Genomic DNA, 16392 nt, shown 5'->3' with positions numbered 1-16392 from the left:
GCGCGCACTAGAGTGGCCGCCATGAATCGCATGACCCGACTCCCGATCCTCGCGGCCGCGGCCGCGTCCCTGCTCGCCGGCTGCGCCAGCGCGCCCCGTCCCACCGCGCAGACCGCGCCGCCTGCCGTGACGGCGATTGCCAGCACCGGCACCGCGCAAGGCGCGATCGCCAATCTCGCGTCCGCGTCCGGGTCGCTGGTCAGCGGCCGGCTGGTGCTGTCGCCCGATGTCGGCGGCGTGCGCGTGCGCGGCGAAGTCGGCGGCCTGGTCCGCAACGGCACCCACAACCTGCGCCTGCACACGCGCGGCGATTGCAGCGCGGTCGACGCCACCAGCGCCGGCCCCGAATTCGACGCCCAGCACGGCATGCCCTACCGGCAGCCGGACACCGGCGAGCGCGGCCGCATCGTCGCCGATGGCGGCGGCGTCGCGACGCTCGATCTGCTGTTGCCCGGTGCGGTGCTGGGCGGCGGCGCGGCCAACGACATCGTCGGTCGCGCGCTGCTGATCCTGGGCGCGACGCCCGGCGCGATCGGTGCCCGCGTGGCCTGCGGCACCGTCCAGATCCCGTAGGTTCCGCGCGCCACTCACGCGACCGAGACCCGGCCGCGGGGATGCTGATGGGCGAAACACCGCGCGCCAGACGCGCCCCATTCGATTCCGAGGAGAGCCCCATGCGCACCCGTACCTTCCTGATGCCGATCCCCGCCGCGCTTGCGCTGGCACTGGCTGCCTGTGGCGGTGCGACCGACACCGGCGACAACGCCGCCGCCGAAGCCGACCGTGCCGCCCAGACCGGTACCGCGACGTCGCCCGCGATGACCCAGGCACCCGCGACGGCTGCCGCCGCGACCGCCATGGCCACCCTGGCGCCGACCGAAGGCAACGAGACCGCGGGCGAACTGCGCTTCGCCATGGTCGACGGCCGCATCGAGGTCAGCGGCACCGTGACCGGACTGCCGGCCGGCGGCGCGCACGGCTTCCATGTGCACGAGACCGGCGACTGCAGCGCCCCGGACGGCACCAGCGCGGGCGGTCATTTCAACCCGGGCAGCACCGATCACGGCCGCGTCGGCCAGGGCGCGCACCACGCGGGCGACAGCGACAACATCACCGCCGGCGCCGACGGCACCGCCCAGGTCAGTGGCTGGCTCGACGGCGCGACGATCGGCGACGGCGCTGCGACCGACATCGTGGGCAAGGGCGTGATCGTCCACCAGGACGCGGATGACTATGCGACGCAGCCCACCGGCAATGCCGGCGACCGTCTGGCCTGCGGCGTGATCCAGGCGGGCTGAGCGCCCGCCGCGCTCGCGCAGCAACTCGGTATCCGGCGCCCGTCTCCTGATGCAGGAGGCGGGCGTTTTTCATGGGCGATCTGCAGATGCATGCGCAAGTGATCGCACGAGACAACTCGCTTCAATCCTGCAGCGTCGGCAGCGGACGGCCAGACGCCCTCCCCCGCACGCGGGGGAGGGTTGGGTGGGGGCAATTCGTCAGGTGTCGTGAGCGCGTATCCCGTGCGATATCCCTGTGTTCGGGACCCTTCGCAGTCGGATGATTCGCCCCCATCCCAGCCTTCCCCCACGCGCGGGGGAAGGGGCGGCGATTCGAGCACCGGAAATTGCCCAGAACGTTCGTGGCGACGGCCGGCCGTGTCTCAGCGCAAAGCCGCAGTCGGTTCCTGCCCCGGCGCCACATGCACGAGCACCACCGGCACGCCGTGCGCCTGCAGCACCGCCGACAGCTGACGCTGCCGCGCTTCGTACATCGCGAAGCCCTGCGCCAGTCGGCCGTCGTCCGATTCGCCCGGCGCGCAGCGCAAGCGCCAGTCGTCGGGCGACAGCATTGCGATGCGCACCTCGCCGTCCACGTGCCGCAGCAGCGGTTCCGGCGGCGCGTCCAGCCAGGCCTCCGCCTCGGGCGCGAGCAGCGCGGTTTCCAGCACATCCCACAACGGGTCGAGGCCCTGGTTGCGGTACTGCAGCGCGGTCATCGCCAGCAGGTCGTGCAGGGTGAGATAGCGCGCGTGTTCGATCCGCGCACCGAAGGCATCCTGCGCGCACAGCGCGGTATCGGCTTGGGCCATGCCCAGATCGAGCAGCGCCGACTCCATCTGCGCCGCGACCGTCTCGGTGGCCTCGGCGGCGCCGGTGAACAGATACGGCAGCACGCGCAGGCGACCGCCGGCGAGTTGCGGATCGGACTGGAACGGCAGCGGCACCGCGCCGCTGGCATCGGCGCCGAAGGCGATGATGCGTGGCCCCTGTCCGCCTTGCGGTGCGCGGGCGCGCAGTTCGTCGAGGCGGCGATGCACCGGCCAGCCGGGGCGCAGCAGTTCGGCGGGGTCGAAATGCGCCGCGGCGAGGGTCAGGTCGAGCGCGCGTGCGCCGGGCACCAGGGCACCGAGGTCGCGGCCCAGCAGACGGGCGAGTTCACCGGCGGTCTGCGGGTCGAGCGCGTCGCGCGCAGGCGTGGAATCGTCACTGAGTTCCAGCGCGAAGACGCCGAGCACCTGGGGGGCGGGAATTTGTCGGGAAATGTCGGGATCTGCGGTCATTGGCCGTGCACATGGTCAGCGATAGACTCATTCACATTATGCCCGTCCCGTATCCGGGACATTGCCACGCCCCCCATTTCGAGGTCATTCCGATGCTGCTAGGTCGTCCCGTCGCCGTGCTCGGTGGTGTGCGCATTCCGTTCTGCCGCCAGAACACCGCCTACGCGGACGTCGGCAATCTCGGGATGTCGGTGCGCACGCTCGGTGCACTGGTCGAGAAGTTCGGCCTGCATGGCCAGCAGCTCGGCGAAGTCGCGATGGGCGCGGTGATCAAGCATTCCAGCGACTGGAACCTCGGCCGCGAGGCTGCGCTGTCGTCGGGCCTGTCGGCGTTGACGCCGGGCATCACCCTGCAGCGCGCCTGTGGGACGTCGCTGGATTCGATCATCACCATCGGCAACAAGATCGCCGCCGGCCAGATCGAATCGGGCATCGGCGGCGGCTCGGACACCACGTCCGACGTGCCGATCGTCTACGGTCGCGCGCTGCGCCGTCGCCTGCTGGCGGCGAATGCCGCCAAGACGCCGAAGGACAAGCTGGCCGCGTTCAAGGGCTTCCGACTGCGCGAGCTCAAGCCGGACTTCCCGGGCGTGGCCGAGCCGCGCACCGGCAAGTCGATGGGCGAGCACTGCGAGGACATGGCGAAGGAATGGAACATCGCCCGCGATTCGCAGGACGAACTCGCCGTCGCCTCGCACCACAAGCTGGCCGCCGCCTACGAGCGCGGCTTCTTCGACGATCTGGTGGTGAGTTTCCGCGGCGTCTCGCGCGACAACATCCTGCGCCCCGACACCTCGCTGGCGAAGCTGGCGACGCTCAAGCCGGCGTTCGACAAGGTGTCGGGCCGCGGCACCCTGACCGCGGCCAATTCCACGCCGCTGACCGACGGCGCCTCCGCGTGCCTGCTGGCCAGCGACGAATGGGCCGCGGCGCACGGGCACGAGGTGCTGTGCCACATCCGCGATGCGCACGTGTCGGCGGTCGATTTCGTGCACGGCGAAGGCCTGCTGATGGCGCCGACCGTCGCCGTGGCCGAAATGCTCGCGCGCAACAATCTCACGCTGCAGGACTTCGACCTCTACGAGATCCACGAAGCCTTCGCCGCGCAGGTGCTGTGCACGCTGCGGGCGTGGGAGAGCGAGGACTACTGCCGCACGCGCCTCGGTCTGGACGCGCCGCTCGGCCGCATCGATGCGGCGAAGCTCAATCCGGTCGGCTCCTCGCTGGCCGCGGGTCATCCGTTCGCGGCGACCGGTGCGCGCGTCGTCGCCACCGCGGCCAAGCAGCTCCAGGAACGCGGCGGTGGCCGCGCGCTGATCTCGATCTGCACCGCCGGCGGCATGGGCGTCGTCGCGATTCTCGAACGCTGATCGCAGGGCGTACCCTCATGTCCAGCCTCCCTATTCCGGGCCGTCTCGGCCTGCTCGCCGTCGCCGTGTGCGCGTTCGCCGCATGCGGCAAGGACGACGCGGCCGCGACGCCGCAGCCGACGGCGTCCGGTCCGCAACTGGTTTCGGCACCACCGCCGCGCGATGCGCTGCCGGATTGCCCGCGCCTGGCGTCGGCACTTGGCGACCTGGTCGAGGGGCTCGATGTCGTCGATGCCGCCGGTACCCGGCAGGACAGCCCCGAGAGCTACGGCATCAGCTGCGCCTGGCGTGCGCAGGAAGACGGCGCTGCAGTCGGGGCGATCGTCATCGTCGACACCGCACCGCTGACCGCAGCCGAGATGCAGCGCGCGGGCATGTATGTCGAGGATCCGCGGGTCGCCGCGCTGGGCGGCTTCGTCGCGATCCCGGATGCAGTGCTCGACGGCAATGCGCCGCTCGGTCCGGTCGGCCCGCAGGTCATCGTCGGGCCGGTCACGGTCACGCTGGCGGGCAATGGGCGCGGGCGCGCGGCGGAGATCACGCTGGACCAGGCCGTCGATGGCGCGGTGTCGGTGCACCGGTCGATGCGTTGAAGGTGGGCGGCGCTTCCCGGAGCGCGGTCAGTGCCGTGCGCAGCGTCCATTTTCAAGGTCAGCTTGCCGACCTGTGCGAACGCACCCGAATTGACTAGCGTCGCCTCGGGCACCCGAGGTGGCGCGTCACGCTCAGCGGCTGACGATCGCGTCCTTGCTTGATGCGCCGCGCGCATCCGTCCCGGATCAGGTCCGGGGCAGGCTTGCTTTCCAGGTGAGAGCCGTGATCCGCGCTCGCTGCTGCAGCGAGCGCCGGACACTGCAGATCAGAACCGGTCGGTCGGATGCGACGGTGCCTCGCCGTGCACGTACGGCAGGCCGTGCGCGTCCCGTGTGTCGGGCTCGATCAGGTCGTCGCGCTGCGCCACCGGCGACGGTGCGAGCGCGACGACCGGTTCGTTGCGTGCCGCGCGCAGGGCATTCGCGTAACACAGGCGTGCATTGCGATCATCGCCATCGGCCGCGTAGCCGTCGCCCAGCTGCACCCACGCCTCGCTGCCCGCCCCCTGGTCGATCGCGCGCTGCAGGTAATCGCGGGCGTTCGGCCAGTCACGCTGCATCAGGTGCAGACGCGCCAGACCGAGCATGACGCCCGGGCTCGACGGATGCGCATTGAGCCAACGCTCCATGCGCGACTGGCGGTGCGCCGGATCGCCGACTTCCAGCGATGCGTAACGCGCCGCGACACGCTCGTCCCAACGCGCATCGAGCGCGGTTTCCAGACTCTTCAGCGCGGCGTCGTGCCAGCCCAGCGCGACCGCACGGTCGGCGTAGGCCAGCACCACCGGGGTCTCGGTGCGGATGTGCTTGGGCAGCGCTTCCCAGCGCTCGGCGAGCACGTTGGCATCGGCCGCCTCGTGCAGCGACGCGGCGGCCCAGCGGATCTCGCGCAGTTCGAGCTGCGCCTCGGGTAATGCGTTCTGGCGACGCAGGGCGCCCAGCAGTCCATAGGCTTCGGCGGCATGACCGGTCATCGCCCAGGCATCGGCGCGCAGCGCGAGCCCGCGCGGCGGCAGCGGCTGCGCGGCGGGTGCGTCGAGCGCGGTCAACGCGTCGATCGGGCGCTCGTCGAGCAGGGCGAGTTCCGCGAGCGCGATCGCACGCGTGGCCGGATGGCGCTCGCCGAACTTGTCGAGATGCGTCCGGGCACCAGCACCGTCGCCCCGTCCGATCGCGGCCTGGGTTGCGGCAATGCGCGCGGCAGGCTCGTAATGCGGGTTCTCGTCGGCGGACTGCGCCAGCAGCTTCTCGGCGCGGGCGTAGTGGCCCTGGTGCAGGGCGTCGAGGCCCTCGCCGATGCGGCTCTGCGCCTTGGTCTCGCGATAGCGGCCCCAGCTGCGGAACGGCAGCAGGAGCAGCGTGATCACCAGCCACACCACCACCATCGCGCCGAGCAGCATCGCGATCGCATTGATGACCGTCGTCGTGTAATCCACGCCACCGCGACGCACCAGGACATAGCCGGGGTCGCCCGACATCAGGAGTTGCGCGGCCAGCGCGCCCAGGAGGGCGATGACGGTCCAGACCAGCAGGGCACGGAGCAGGGACATGGCGGATTTTCCGGATGGCGCGGGAGAAGAGCGTTACGGTGCCAGAGGCCGTCGTGACGGTTCCGTCGCGGGTCCGGGCATCCATTCAGCTGACAGCGGACGCCTCCAGCGCGGCCGCCAGCAACGATGCGGGACGCGCATCCGCGGCCTGCGCGATCTGCGCGAACCCCAGCGTCCGGGCGACTCCGGCGAGTCGCGCGCTGGCGGCGGAGACCTGCGCCTCGCGCAGACGTGCCGCTGCCTCGGGCGGCAGTGCATCCACGGTGCGCTGCAGGGCGTCGCCACTGCTCAGCGGCAGCACCCAGGGCGCCGGCAAGGCCATCAGCCGGGCGATACGTCCCGGCGCTGGTGGCGTCGGCAGCCTGTCGTAGACGTCGGCGCGGCGGAGTCCAGCGCCTGCATCGGTGAGCGCCTGCGCGATCACGCCGCGCCCGCCCGGCGCGGTCACCAGGCCGACACTGCGACCGTGGACCGTATCCAGTTCCGGCAGCGCCAGCATGCCTTCACTGTCCATGCGCGTGGGCGCGCGCACCCCGACGATCCCGGCCCGCCCGAGCGCGCGGGCGGTGCCCGCGCCGACCGCGAGCCATGCCTGTGCGTCGCGTGCGACGAGGGGCGTCAGCGCAGAGGCGGCGGCGACCGCCGATGGACTGGTGAAGAGCACGATGTCGGCGGCCAGTGCGTGGCGCAGCGCCGCGCGGGCGGCGTCGTCGTCGCGGCAGGCGATGCGCCAGGGCGAGAGCGCGAACGTGCGTGCGCCGAGGCGCGCGGCTTCGCGGCGCAGGCCCCCATGTGCACCGGCCGGCCGTAGCGAGATGACGTAGTATCCCGCCAGATGCGGGAAAGCCGGCGCGGCATGCATGCGCCAAGCTTGGTGGCTGCGGTGGTGCGGCGCAAGCCGGACGACCGCACCCCCACAGGATCCCGCATGACGCTCGATGATTCGCTCCGCGCCCTCGAGGCGTATTACGGCTCGATGCCGCCGGTCGCCGCGATGGACGTCTCCGTTGCCGGTTACGACGGCGACTCCCTGCGCCTGCACGCGCCGCTGTCCTCGCACGTCAACGACAAGGGCTCCGCATTCGGCGGCAGTCTGGTCTCGGTGATGACGCTCGCCGCCTGGGGTCTGGTGACCCTGCGCGTGGAGCAGGCCGGTCTGGACGCCGAGGTCTACGTCGCCGACTCGACGGTCCGCTATCGCGCGCCGTTGCTCGGCGATCTGGAAGCCGAGGCCACGCTCGACGACGCCGGTGACTGGTCGACGTTCGCGCGCACGCTGCGCGAGCGCGGCCGCGCGCGTGTCGCGCTCACCGCGCGGATCGCCTTGCCCGACGGCAGCACCGCCACCGAGATGCAGGCGCGATACGTGGCCATCCGGCGCTCGGCGGCCGACGCCTAGGCGATCGCCCGGGCGCGGCCATGCGCCGCGCGCCGTTTCCTGGGTGCCCGGGGTTTTGCGCAGAACGTCCGCATCCTGTCCTTCGGGCCCGTGCCGGCACACCTGCGCTCGCCGCGTGTCGGCGCTGCGCGTCCCACGCGTTCGCCCGGGGAAGCGCCGGCCGTCGGCCGGAACCGGACCGTGGCGCGCCAGGCACTTGCGCGCGACACCGTCGATGCCAAGAATCCGCGCTCCTCTCCCACCGCCGCGATCCCCGGGGTCGTCCCATGCGCCATCCGTGTATGACCTGTGGGGCCTGCTGCAGCCAGTACCGGGTGTCCATGCACTGGATGGACACCGATGCGTCGGGCGGTGTCGTGCCGCAGACGCTGACCGAGGCCTTCGGGCCGCATCAGGTGGTGATGCGCGGGACCTGGGAATCGCGGCCGCGCTGCATCGCGCTCGATGCCGAGATCGGCACGTTCTCCCGATGCACGATCCATGCGGTCCGGCCGCAGGCCTGCCGTGATGTGCAGGCGTCCTGGGAGTCGGGCGAGGCGAGCCCGCAGTGCGACCGGGCGCGCGCCGCACACGGGCTGCCGGCCTTGCGTGCATCGGACTGGATACCGGCGATCGCGATGGTGCTGGTCGATGCGCACGCCGCCGCGTTGCCGGCCGGCGACGCCGCGCCGGTGCCCTGAGCCCGGCCGCGGCGGGCCGGCGCCCGACGCTCAGAGTGGATGCGCGTCCAGGAACCTGCGGATGGCCGGCACCAGCACGGCGTGCTTGTCCTCGAGCACGTAATGCCCCGCATCCTCGAACGCCATGACCTCGGCCTGCGGCAGCGCCGCGCGGAAGCCGGCGAGGAAGTGGTGGTCGAACACGAAGTCCCGGAGACCCCAGCCGATGAACGCCGGACGATCGGCGTAGTCGGGCAGACGCTGTCCAGCGGCTTCGAGCAAGGGCCATGCGCGGTCCTTCGGACCGAGCGGAATGTCCTGCATGAACCGCACGGTGCTGATGCGGTTGGCCCAGGTGTCGTAGGGCGCGACGTAGGCACGGCGCACCGCGGCGGGCATGCGCGTCTCGACGCCCAGCCACGACGCGCCACCGGAAAACGCGTTGAAGCCGCGGATGATCCACTCGCCGACGGTGTAGTCGCGACCGAGCGCGATCTGCCACGGCATCGGCTTGTCGGTGGGCAGCGGGAACGCGGCGGTGTTGGTGATCACCAGGCGCTGGACCTGCGGCATGTGCGCGAGCGCCCAGCCGAAGCCGATCATGCCGCCCCAGTCGTGCACCGCCAGCGTCACCGGCCCGTCGATCTGCAGGTGCGCGAGCAGCGCGCCGATGTCCGCCACACGCGAGGACAGGGTGTAGTCGTAGCGCGGAGACGCGCCGGGCGCGTCGTCGGGCTTGTCGGAGAATCCCATGCCGACGTGGTCGGGCACGATGCAGCGATACCGGTCGCGCAGGCCGAGCACGAGGTGCCGCCAGTAGTAGCTCCACGAGGGATTCCCGTGCAGCATGAGTACGACCTCGCCGTCGCGCGGACCCTCGTCGAGATAATGCATCCGCACGCCGGGTCGCGCTTCGAACTGGTGGCCGCTGAATGGATAGTCAGGAAGCTGCACGGCTGGGCATACCGAAGGTTGCGATGAATGCGTCACATTGTAAGCGGCGCACCGGCAGCCGCCTGAAATCGTGAATTCCCGTCTTCACAGTGCTGAAGCGCGTACGCCTATGTGCGGCGAAAGACGGTGGTCGAAAAGGCATCGGCGTATGCTGGAAATATGAATACGCAACTGCGCAACCGGGTGCCAGACACCCAGGATCTGCGTCACTTCCTGCGTGCCGGGACCTCGGACCTGCATGCGCGCGTCGACGCCTGTTTCCTCGAAGGACTGGGCACGCCGCTCGCCTATGGGCGTTACGTCGTCGGCATGCACCGGTTCGCTTCCGATTTCGAGATCGTGATCGGTGCGGTGCCGCGTGCGTCCTATTGGCTGGCCGGCGATCTGCACGATCTGGCGTTGGCGCCGTTGCCGCCCAGCGGTGTGCGTGGATTCGCCGACGACGCGGATGAGCGTCTGGGCTGGGAATACGTGATGGCGGGCAGCAGTCTGGGCGCGCGGCACCTGTTGCGGGGCGTGCAGACGCTGGGCCACGACGCGCAGACCGGTGCACGGTTCCTCGCCCGACATGCCGGCGGCGAAACCTGGCGCAATGTGCTCGAACGCCTCACGGCGCGCGCAGCGCAGGTCGATCGGCCGCGTACACATCTGTTGCAGGGCGCACGCGATGCGTTCCTGCTGGTCGAGTCCTGTTTCCAGCGGAGCTTCGATGCGATGCCCGCCCCCCGAAAGGAGCCCGTTGCATGAATCCAGCGCTTGATCGCGCATTGCAGGACTGCGCCAACGAACCCATCCATCTGTCGGGCGCGATCCAGCCCCACGGGTATCTCATCAGCTGTCAGTTGCCCGACTGGACGATCCGTCACGTCTCGGCGAATGTCGAAACGCTGACCGGCGCCGCCCCGGAACACATGTTGCGGCACTCGCTGCGCGAGTTCCTGACCGACGATCTGATCCAGGCGATCGCCGAGACGATCGGGTTCGGTGAACCCGGCGCCCCGCCGCAGCGCGCCGCCGTTGGCAACATCGGACCGATGGCCGATCTTTGCGACATCAGCGTGCACGTCGCCGATGGCCTGGTGCACATCGAAGTCGAGCCGCAGCCGCGCAGCACCGGCGAGCGCTCGCCCACCGTGGTCGCGCAGACGATGATCGCGCGCGTCGCCGGCAGCGACGACATCGACGATTTCAACCAGCGCGTCGCCGAGCAGGTCCGCCTGTTGACCGGCTACGACCGCGTGATGGTCTACCGTTTCCGTCCGGACGACTCGGGCGAGGTGGTGGCCGAATCCCGCGACGCGGCGTTGCCGGCGTATCTGGGCCTGCGCTATCCGCAGTCCGACATTCCGGTGCAGGCCCGCATGCTGTATCTGCGCAACCGCATCCGCGTGATTCCCGACGCGACCTACGTGCCGGTGCCGATCCTGCCCGATCGCGACAGCCACGGCGGCCCGCTCGATCTCGCCCAGATGGCCCTGCGCAGCGTGTCGCCGGTGCATCTGGAATATCTCGCCAACATGGGCGTGGTCGCATCGATGTCGATCTCGATCGTGTCGGGCGGACGGCTGTGGGGCCTGATCGCCTGTCACCACCGCACGCCGCGTCGCGTGCCGCCGGGCGTGCGCGCTGCGGCCGACATGTTCGGCCTGTTCGTGTCGATGCGCATCGCCTCGCGCGAGCAGCAGGACGCCGTGCTGCTCGAAGATCGCGCGCGCAGCGCCCGCGACACCCTTGCGCTGCGCCTCGACAACGCCTCCGATCCCCGCCTCGCGTTGCAGGGCGAACTGGACCTGCTGCACCGCGCGGTCGAAAGCGACGGTGTGGGTCTGGTGCAGGCCGGCCACTGGTACAGCGCCGGCCGCGCACCCGACGCCGCAAGCCTGCCGCTGCTGATCGACTGGCTGCGGCGTGCCAATACGGGCGCCGGCGCGGTCAGCACGAATCGCACCGCCGACTGGAATACCCGCGACCCGGAACATGCCGACGGGATCGCCGGCGTGCTCGCGCTTCCGCTGGATCTGGCGCGCGACGAGTGGCTGTTCTTCTTCCGCTGCGAACAGGTGGAGGAAGTGCGCTGGGCGGGACGTCCGGACGAGCCGTTCCTGATCGACCATGACGGCAGCAAGATTGGCCCGCGCGCGAGCTTCTCCGCCTGGCATGAGACCGTGCGGGGCAGTGGCTCGCCCTGGAGCGATGCCGACCACCGCGTCGCCGGGCGCCTGCACGTCATGCTGCGTGAGCGCTATCGTCGCGGCGCGCTGCACGCCGAGCTCGGCGACCTGCGGGCCAGGCGCGTCCGCCTGGATGTCCGCGAGCAGAAGACGCGATTGCTGCAGCTGTCGGAACTGCTCGAAGGGCTGGTGCACGTCAGCCCGCAGGAAGCCACGCAGCTGTCGGATCGGATCAACAAGCTCGAACGTGACCTGCAGTCGATGATCGGCATCTCGAACGTGGCGAACGCCGACTAGCCGGGGCGGAGTGCGCACCAACAAAAAAAAAGCGCCCTCGGGCGCTTTTTTCTTGCGGTACACCAGCACGCCCAGGCGGGCGGCAGGCCGTCGGCGACGGCTCAGCGAAACAGGCCGCTTACCACTCCACCTCGGCCATCGTGCAGTTCAGGCCGGAACCGATGCCCAGCAGCGCGATGCGGTCGCCCTTCTTCAGGCGGCCGAGTTCCTTGAGCTTGCTCAGCACGATCGGCACCGACGCCGGGCCGATGTTGCCGTGCTCGCCGAAGATCGTGTGGACCTTGCTCGGATCGATGCCGAACGACTGCACGAACGCGCCGGTGTGCACCTTGCTGACCTGGTGGATCACGAACTGGTCCAGCTCGTCGACCACCCAGCCCATCGCCTCGCGCGCTGCGCCGAAGGTCTTCTGCGCCAGCTTCATGCCTTCCATCAGCAGCATGCGCGTGTCGGTGACCATGCGGTCGAGGTTGCCGCGGCACAGGGTGTTCCATTCGGTCGCCGAACGCGTCACGCCGCCCTTGTAGCGCGGGGCGTCGGGCAGCAGGTCGGCGCGTGCGAGCACCATCGCTGCCGAGCCGCAGCCGAGCGTCAGCGTGGCCAGCTCGTTGCGGAAATCCTCTTCCGTCGTTTCGGGGCGCAGCAGACGCTCGATGGTCTTCTCGTAGGCGAGGTTCGCGGTCTCGCCGTCGACGATCAGCGCGTAGTCGATCTCGCCCAGCTCGATCATGCGGCTGGCGACATCCATGCCGTTGACGAACGCGAGGCAGGCATTGGCCAGATCGTAGTTCTGGCAGGTGTCCGGAATGCCGAGGTTGCCGCCGACGATGCTGGCGGTGGACGGTTCGAGGAAATCACGGCTCACCGAGGTGTTGACCAGCAAGCCGAGCCTGCCGACGTCGATGCCGGCATCGTCGAGCGCCTTGCGGCCGGCCATCGTCGCCGCGTCCGAGGCCTGGACCTCATCGTCCCACAGGCGCCGGGCGTGGATGCCGGCGATGTCCTTGAGCACGTCGGTCTTGATGCCGAGGCGGTCGATGGTGGGCTTCAGCCTTGCGTTGATGTCGTCGCTGGTCACGCGGTTCGGCGCATCGACATGGGCGAGGCCGGCGATGGCGACGTTCTTGAAGAGCATGGGCTGGGCGCCGGATCTGGCAAAGGAGCCGCATAGATTACCCGCTTCGCCGGGGGGGCGCATGACGGGGGACTCACCGAAAAGCCGTTGCCGCCGGGATGGGGCCGTGTCGCAGCGGGTGCTCGACCACCGCGCCGCGCAGGGGCCGGTAGCAGTCCGTGCGCCGGATGCGCGGCGGGAAGCCGTTTCGGACCGCAGGAAAACTATCGTCTGAAACCCGAGGCGGCGACTTTTTCCGCAGGGTCCATCCCGCACACTGCTTCCCGCCACTCGGGAGGGCCGATGCGCAGCAAACTGTTCGTGCCGGGCGTGCGCCCGGACCTGTTCGACAAGGCCTGGAACGGCCAGGCCGACGCGGTCTCGTTCGATCTCGAGGACGCCGTCGCCGACGCGCGCAAGGCCGAAGCGCGCGTCAATGTCGCCGCCTTCCTGCAGGCGCAGACGCGCGGCGCGGGGGCGCCATTGGCGATCGTGCGGACCAATGCACCGGACTCGCCCGAATACGAAGCCGACCTCGTGGCGGTGTTGCCGGCTGCGCCTGACCTGATCAACCTGCCCAAGACCGACAGCGCCGATGTCGTACGCGCCGCGATCGCGCGGATCGAAGCGCAGGAAGCCGCGCTCGGCCTCGCACCATCGGCCGGACTGCTGCTCAACATCGAGACCCCGCGTGCGCTGCGCAATGCAGCCGACATCGCAGCCGCGCATCCACGTGTCGCAGGGCTGCAGCTGGGACTCGGCGACCTGTTCGAACCCTGCGGCATCCGCCGCGATGTGCCGGCGCACGTGCAGGCGGTGATGCTGCAGGTCGCGCTGGCCGCGGCCGAAGCCGGTGTGTTCGCCTGCGATGGCGCGTGGGCCCATCTCGGCGACGACGCCGGCTTCGAGCGCGAAGCGCGCCTCGCACGGCAGCTCGGCTTCGTCGGCAAGAGCTGCATCCATCCGCGACAGGTGCCCCTGGCGCACGCCGTGTTCGCCGTCGATTCCGAAGAGCTGGCCCGCGCCCAGCGCATCGTCGATGGCGCAGCCCAGGCGCGTGGCGACGGGCGCGCGGTCTGCGTCGTCGATGGCCGGATGATCGATGCCCCCTATCTGCGTCGCGCCGAACGCCTGCTGGACCACGCAAGCCGTGATGCGTCTGCCCGTGGTGCACCGCAGTCATGAATCTGCGCCCACAGATCCCAAGCCCGGGTGCAACGCGTATATGCGCGGCCAGCGAGGCGCGGATGCGCAGTCGGTGGTTGCGCCGCCTGCTGCATGCCGCGGCCCTGCTGTGCCTGGCGCTGTTCGCGCCAGTGGCGGCGCAGGCCGATGGTCTCACCACCGTCGACACCCGCGCGCTGCCTGCCCTGCCAACGGCGGCGAACGTGCGGACGCTGCTCGTACTGGACGATCGGCCGCTGGTGCTCGCCACGGATCGTGCCTGGGTTCTCGCGGACGACGAGCGCGCTTGGCGCATGGTCGCGCTGCCCGACGCGCTCGCAGGTGCTTCGATCGTGTCGAGCACCAACGGCGCGGGCCGGGCATTCCTGATGGTCGCGGCAGATGGACGCATCGCGCGTCCATTCGCGCTGGCGTGGCGCGGGGACATGCTCGTCGCGCAGCCTCTCGCCGAGATGCCCGAAACGTTGCGACAACCGCAGGCTGCGGTCCTGGGCGACACGCTCTATGTTGCCGGTCTTGTCGCCGACGGCAGTGCGCGCATCGTGTCCCTGGCGCAGGCCGGGGCTTCGGACACCACGCGTTGGCAGGCGATGGACGTGTGGCCGGGCGGCGCGGCGCCGCTGAGCCTCACTGCGCAGCGGGCAGGTCTCTATCTCGCCAGCGCGGACGGACATATGCGCCGCTGGCTGGCCGACGGGGGCTGGAGCGATCGCGGCCGGACGCCGGGCGCCGTCCAGGCAGGCGTGAGTCGATCCATCGGCCAGGCGCACATCCTCTATCTCGTGCGCGGCGCGCCGGGCGCGGCGGCAGACCTGCGGCTGTTCCATACCATCACCGATTCGTGGGCCTCGCTGCCAACCACGCTCGCAGGCAATCCACGCGTGGCCGCGGGCTGGCGGAATGGCCTCGTGTGGGCGGACGGCGATGGCGCGGCATTGCGCCTGCACAGCGAGACGCTGCGATCGGGCCAGCATCTTCTGCACTGGCTCGACTGGCTGGTGATCGTGGTGTACCTGGCCGCGATGCTCGGCATCGGCGGCTATTTCTATCTGCGCGACCAGAAAGGGTCGGAGGCCGAGTTCTTCATGGGTGGGCGCAGCATCCCGTTCTGGGCCGCCGGCGTCAGCCTGTATGCCACCAACACCAGTTCGATCAGCTTCATCGCCATTCCCGCGAAGGCGTACGAGACCAACTGGCAATATCTGACCAACAACCTGGTCGCGGTGCTGGGCCTGATGTTCGTCGCGGTGTGGATCGTACCGCTGTTGCGCAGGCTCGACCTGATGTCGGTGTTCTCGTATCTGGAAACCCGGTTCCACCCGGCAATCCGCATGCTCGCCAGTGCACTCGCCATCCTGATGCAGATCGGCAGCCGGCTCAGCGTCATCCTGTTCTTGCCGGCGCTCGCGATTGCGACGATTACCGGCATCGATGTGGTGTGGAGCATCCTCATCATGGGCGTGTTCACCATCATCTACACGGTGATGGGCGGCATGCGCGCAGTGGTGTGGACCGATTTCGTGCAGGTCTTCGTCAAGATGGGTGGCGCGATCTTTGCGATCGGTTTCATCTTCTATTCGCTGGGCAGCGATTTCGACGCCGTGCGTGAAGCGGTCGTGCTGGACGAGAAGACCAAGCTGCTCGATTTCAGCTTCGACCTGACCAAAGCCACCGTCTGGGGTTTCATCTTCCTCGTGGTCTTCGACGTGGTGCTGACCTTCCCCAAGGACCAGGTGCTCATGCAGCGCACGCTGGCCACCAAATCCGACAAGGAAGCCGGCCGTTCGATCTGGGTGTTCGCCGCCATCATGATCCCCGGTGGCTTCGTGTTCTATTCCATCGGTACCGCGTTGTGGATGTACTACCGGCAGAATCCCGAACGACTCGATCCGCTGTTGCCTATCGATGCGACGTTCCCGCTCTTCATCGCCGCCGAGCTGCCGGTGGGCGTGACCGGCCTCATCATCGCCGGCATTTTCGCCGCCGCCATGTCGACGCTGTCGAGCATCATCAACAGCGTGGCGACGCTGCTGTCGGTCGATTTCTACGACCGTCTCGCGAAAGCGCCGACCGAGCGCGGCAGCGTGCGCTTCGCGGAATGGATGACGGTGGTGGTCGGCCTGGTCGGCATCGGTCTGGCACTGCTGCTGTCGCGCTTCGACATCCATTCGCTGTTCGACGTGTCGATCGAACTGGCCGGGCTGCTTGGTGGCGGCTTCGCCGGTGCCTATACGCTGGGCATGTTCACCCGGCGGGCAAACTCGCCGGGGGTGGCGATCGGCGTGGCGTCCGCCATCGTGCTGACCACGCTCGCGTGGTGGTTCGATCTGGTGCATCCCTACTTCTATCTGGGCATCTCGATCATGTTGTGCATCGTGATCGGCTATTGCGCCAGCCTGCTGTTCCCGGCCACGCAGCGTTCGCTCGAGGGCCTGACGATCCACGACCGCAAGGCGCCGCAGGACGCCGCATAGCCGGTGCCCCTGCCGTCCGGCAGGGGCGCGGCGTCACCGCCCGGGCTACTGTGCGTCACGCCCGGT

General features: G+C 69.7%; 15 protein-coding genes. 10 read left to right on the top strand and 5 right to left on the bottom strand.

The annotated features are described in order from the left end of the window. Nucleotides 1-21: 21 nt before the first annotated feature. Both CURTO8I2_RS10640 and CURTO8I2_RS10635 read left to right on the top strand, forming a co-directional pair. The gene (locus tag CURTO8I2_RS10640; RefSeq protein ID WP_236551078.1) at nt 22-573 is read left to right on the top strand and encodes a superoxide dismutase family protein; all 552 of its coding nucleotides are present in this window, start codon (nt 22-24) and stop codon (nt 571-573) included. 101 nt (nt 574-674) lie between these two features. Then, nucleotides 675-1298: a superoxide dismutase family protein gene (locus tag CURTO8I2_RS10635; protein WP_236551077.1), complete on the top strand. Its 624-nt coding sequence runs from the start codon at nt 675-677 to the stop codon at nt 1296-1298. A gap of 362 nt (nt 1299-1660) precedes the next feature. Here the strand turns inward: CURTO8I2_RS10635 and CURTO8I2_RS10630 are convergent, their stop codons facing one another. Next, nucleotides 1661-2560 carry a hypothetical protein gene (locus tag CURTO8I2_RS10630; RefSeq protein ID WP_159681047.1) on the bottom strand — a complete coding sequence of 300 codons (900 nt, stop codon included), beginning with the start codon at nt 2558-2560 and terminating at the stop codon, nt 1661-1663. A 92-nt stretch (nt 2561-2652) separates the two neighbouring features. Here CURTO8I2_RS10630 and CURTO8I2_RS10625 point away from each other — a divergent pair, with 92 nt between their 5' ends. Both CURTO8I2_RS10625 and CURTO8I2_RS10620 read left to right on the top strand, forming a co-directional pair. Next, complete coding sequence (locus CURTO8I2_RS10625; RefSeq protein ID WP_159681046.1) at nt 2653-3930, top strand: acetyl-CoA C-acetyltransferase; 1278 nt, start codon at nt 2653-2655, stop codon at nt 3928-3930. A gap of 17 nt (nt 3931-3947) precedes the next feature. Further along, on the top strand, nt 3948-4523 hold the full coding sequence (locus CURTO8I2_RS10620) for a hypothetical protein (protein WP_159681045.1): 576 nt from the start codon (nt 3948-3950) through the stop codon (nt 4521-4523). Nucleotides 4524-4789: 266 nt separating this feature from the next. Here CURTO8I2_RS10620 and CURTO8I2_RS10615 read toward each other — a convergent pair whose 3' ends face one another. Both CURTO8I2_RS10615 and CURTO8I2_RS10610 read right to left on the bottom strand, forming a co-directional pair. Continuing rightward, a complete protein-coding gene (locus CURTO8I2_RS10615; RefSeq protein WP_159681044.1) occupies nt 4790-6073 on the bottom strand; it encodes a heme biosynthesis HemY N-terminal domain-containing protein in 1284 nt (427 codons plus the stop codon). Between the two features lie 85 nt (nt 6074-6158). Then, nucleotides 6159-6935: a uroporphyrinogen-III synthase gene (locus CURTO8I2_RS10610; protein ID WP_159681043.1), complete on the bottom strand. Its 777-nt coding sequence runs from the start codon at nt 6933-6935 to the stop codon at nt 6159-6161. Between the two features lie 66 nt (nt 6936-7001). Here CURTO8I2_RS10610 and CURTO8I2_RS10605 point away from each other — a divergent pair, with 66 nt between their 5' ends. Next, nucleotides 7002-7472, top strand: a complete 471-nt coding sequence (locus tag CURTO8I2_RS10605; protein ID WP_159681042.1) for a YiiD C-terminal domain-containing protein — start codon at nt 7002-7004, stop codon at nt 7470-7472. A gap of 266 nt (nt 7473-7738) precedes the next feature. Further along, nucleotides 7739-8152 (top strand): YkgJ family cysteine cluster protein, encoded by a 414-nt coding sequence (locus tag CURTO8I2_RS10600; protein ID WP_159681040.1) that lies wholly within the window; start codon nt 7739-7741, stop codon nt 8150-8152. A gap of 30 nt (nt 8153-8182) precedes the next feature. Here the strand turns inward: CURTO8I2_RS10600 and CURTO8I2_RS10595 are convergent, their stop codons facing one another. Beyond that, nucleotides 8183-9085, bottom strand: coding sequence for an alpha/beta fold hydrolase (locus CURTO8I2_RS10595; protein ID WP_159681038.1), 903 nt, complete (start codon nt 9083-9085; stop codon nt 8183-8185). Between the two features lie 159 nt (nt 9086-9244). On the opposite strand from CURTO8I2_RS10595, the gene CURTO8I2_RS10590 reads away from it, so the two are divergent. Both CURTO8I2_RS10590 and CURTO8I2_RS10585 read left to right on the top strand, forming a co-directional pair. Further along, on the top strand, nt 9245-9832 hold the full coding sequence (locus CURTO8I2_RS10590; protein ID WP_159681036.1) for a biliverdin-producing heme oxygenase: 588 nt from the start codon (nt 9245-9247) through the stop codon (nt 9830-9832). Continuing rightward, entirely contained in the window at nt 9829-11553 is a 1725-nt protein-coding gene (locus tag CURTO8I2_RS10585) for a GAF domain-containing protein (RefSeq protein WP_159681035.1), read from the top strand. Before CURTO8I2_RS10590 ends, CURTO8I2_RS10585 begins: the two co-directional genes overlap by 4 nt. A 118-nt stretch (nt 11554-11671) precedes the next feature. Here the strand turns inward: CURTO8I2_RS10585 and CURTO8I2_RS10580 are convergent, their stop codons facing one another. Then, on the bottom strand, nt 11672-12688 hold the full coding sequence (locus CURTO8I2_RS10580) for a 3-oxoacyl-ACP synthase III (RefSeq protein WP_159681033.1): 1017 nt from the start codon (nt 12686-12688) through the stop codon (nt 11672-11674). Between the two features lie 282 nt (nt 12689-12970). Between CURTO8I2_RS10580 and CURTO8I2_RS10575 the strand changes: the two genes are divergently transcribed. Both CURTO8I2_RS10575 and CURTO8I2_RS10570 read left to right on the top strand, forming a co-directional pair. Continuing rightward, entirely contained in the window at nt 12971-13852 is an 882-nt protein-coding gene (locus CURTO8I2_RS10575) for a CoA ester lyase (protein WP_159681031.1), read from the top strand. A gap of 62 nt (nt 13853-13914) precedes the next feature. Beyond that, nucleotides 13915-16326 carry a sodium:solute symporter gene (locus CURTO8I2_RS10570; RefSeq protein ID WP_159681029.1) on the top strand — a complete coding sequence of 804 codons (2412 nt, stop codon included), beginning with the start codon at nt 13915-13917 and terminating at the stop codon, nt 16324-16326. Nucleotides 16327-16392 lie beyond the last annotated feature (66 nt).

The sequence above is a fragment of the Luteimonas sp. 9C genome, assembly GCF_902506295.1.
Classification (GTDB): Bacteria; Pseudomonadota; Gammaproteobacteria; order Xanthomonadales; family Xanthomonadaceae; genus Luteimonas.
Note: the sequence above shows the minus strand (reverse complement) of the source record. Positions and strands in the feature narration are given on the sequence as shown.

Excerpts from the sequence above, each read along its gene's own strand:
- CURTO8I2_RS10640 (WP_236551078.1), top strand. The coding sequence starts at position 22 with ATGAATCGCATGACCCGACTCCCGATCCTCGCGGCCGCGGCCGCGTCC.
- CURTO8I2_RS10635 (WP_236551077.1), top strand. The coding sequence starts at position 675 with ATGCGCACCCGTACCTTCCTGATGCCGATCCCCGCCGCGCTTGCGCTG.
- CURTO8I2_RS10630 (WP_159681047.1), bottom strand. The coding sequence starts at position 2,560 with ATGACCGCAGATCCCGACATTTCCCGACAAATTCCCGCCCCCCAGGTG.
- CURTO8I2_RS10625 (WP_159681046.1), top strand. The coding sequence starts at position 2,653 with ATGCTGCTAGGTCGTCCCGTCGCCGTGCTCGGTGGTGTGCGCATTCCG.
- CURTO8I2_RS10620 (WP_159681045.1), top strand. The coding sequence starts at position 3,948 with ATGTCCAGCCTCCCTATTCCGGGCCGTCTCGGCCTGCTCGCCGTCGCC.
- CURTO8I2_RS10615 (WP_159681044.1), bottom strand. The coding sequence starts at position 6,073 with ATGTCCCTGCTCCGTGCCCTGCTGGTCTGGACCGTCATCGCCCTCCTG.
- CURTO8I2_RS10610 (WP_159681043.1), bottom strand. The coding sequence starts at position 6,935 with ATGCATGCCGCGCCGGCTTTCCCGCATCTGGCGGGATACTACGTCATC.
- CURTO8I2_RS10605 (WP_159681042.1), top strand. The coding sequence starts at position 7,002 with ATGACGCTCGATGATTCGCTCCGCGCCCTCGAGGCGTATTACGGCTCG.
- CURTO8I2_RS10600 (WP_159681040.1), top strand. The coding sequence starts at position 7,739 with ATGCGCCATCCGTGTATGACCTGTGGGGCCTGCTGCAGCCAGTACCGG.
- CURTO8I2_RS10590 (WP_159681036.1), top strand. The coding sequence starts at position 9,245 with ATGAATACGCAACTGCGCAACCGGGTGCCAGACACCCAGGATCTGCGT.
- CURTO8I2_RS10585 (WP_159681035.1), top strand. The coding sequence starts at position 9,829 with ATGAATCCAGCGCTTGATCGCGCATTGCAGGACTGCGCCAACGAACCC.
- CURTO8I2_RS10580 (WP_159681033.1), bottom strand. The coding sequence starts at position 12,688 with ATGCTCTTCAAGAACGTCGCCATCGCCGGCCTCGCCCATGTCGATGCG.
- CURTO8I2_RS10575 (WP_159681031.1), top strand. The coding sequence starts at position 12,971 with ATGCGCAGCAAACTGTTCGTGCCGGGCGTGCGCCCGGACCTGTTCGAC.
- CURTO8I2_RS10570 (WP_159681029.1), top strand. The coding sequence starts at position 13,915 with ATGCGCAGTCGGTGGTTGCGCCGCCTGCTGCATGCCGCGGCCCTGCTG.